This window comes from Phytoactinopolyspora endophytica (assembly GCF_004138495.1).
Lineage (GTDB): Bacteria > Actinomycetota > Actinomycetes > Jiangellales > Jiangellaceae > Phytoactinopolyspora > Phytoactinopolyspora endophytica.
On the sequence record NZ_ML142849.1, the window covers coordinates 262207 to 263554 of the forward strand.

Consider the following 1348-nt stretch of genomic DNA (forward strand, 5'->3'; position numbering starts at 1 on the left):
CTGGCGCTGATCGCCGTCCCCTCGCCTGGTGTGCTCTCGATCTCCAGTGTGCCCCCGACGCCCCTGATCCGCTGTGTCATGCTCTTCAGCCCGAAGCCGCGGCTCTTCCCCTTGGCCATCCCTGTGCCATCGTCGCGGACGTCGAGCAGGATGACGTCGCCCACGTACGAGAGCGTGAGCCCGACCCGCGATGCGTGGGCATGGTTGGCCACGTTGGTGAGGGCTTCCTGGGCTACCCGGAACAGGGCCACCTCGATCGCCGGGCTCAGCGGCACGGCGTCACCTGTGACATCGACCTGCATGTCGACGTCCGTGCCTTCGGCCCATCGCTTGGCCAAGTCGCCCAGCGCCTCCGGCAGGTAGGCCTCATCGAGTTCCGCCGGCCGGAGGGCCTGGACCGAGCGGCGGGCCTCGGCCAAACTGTCCTTGGCCAGGCACAGGGCGCGGTCCACGTGCGGCCGGGCCCGCTCGGGCGAGTCCCATACCTGCTGTGCCGCATGTACCTGGGTGACGATCCCAGTCAGGCCCTGGGCGAGGGTGTCATGGATCTCCCGTGCCATGCGCTGCCGCTCGTCGAGCACTCCGGCCTCACGTGCCTGGGTCAGCAGCTGGGCGTGCAGCCCGGCGTTCTCCTCCAGCGCCGCTTCCAGTTTCTTCACCGTCTCGTCGCGCTTCCGATCGTGTTCGACCCCTTTCTCGGTGAACAGGACCCCGACGCCGATCGCCGCCGTCTGGATGGCGATCACACCGGCATAGGTCGCGATCGACTCGGCCGTCAACTCGGGGAAACCCAGCGTCATCGTGTTGAGCGCCACCGACGTGCCGAACACCCCCGCCACACCCAGCGACCACGGCCGCAACAGGTAGGCATGGAAGAAGCCGGTGATGGTGAAGAGCAAGAACACCATATCGCGGCTCATCAAGGCCGTGAAGAGCACGAGCAAGCCGGCGAAGTACACCACCACGTGGTACCCGCGCTCGCGGAGTGCCTGCGGCACCCGCGTGTTCCCAAAGAACACCCACCCAGCGGCGGCCACGACCAAGCCCAGCGTGACTGCTCGCTCAGTCCAGCTCTGTCCGGCCGGTAGCTGACTGATCACCGCCGGCGGGGCGAGCAGAACCCAGGGAACGAGGAGCTGAACCTTCTCCCACGCGCAATCCCAGAAGGGAGGAGCGCTGATCGGGGGCCTTGCCTGGTCGCCGCTCGGCGCCAACTCGGTGCTCATCGTCCCACGCTCCCGATCCTCACTCCCAGCGGAAGATCCTGGCCGCCAGCCAACCTGCTGCTACCGCGATCAAGACCATTATTCCCAGTTGCATGATCTGGGGAGACCCCGCCGAACCGCCG

1 protein-coding gene and 1 pseudogene are annotated in these 1348 nt (G+C 67.3%); both read right to left on the reverse strand.

The window, feature by feature from the left end:
• The coding region (locus ELR45_RS01165) for a sensor histidine kinase (protein WP_165367357.1) at positions 1–1226 on the reverse strand (1226 nt) is incomplete at its 3' end.
• A 19-nt stretch (positions 1227–1245) separates the two neighbouring features.
• A pseudogene (locus tag ELR45_RS42400) lies at positions 1246–1348 on the reverse strand (ABC transporter permease); the annotation flags it as partial.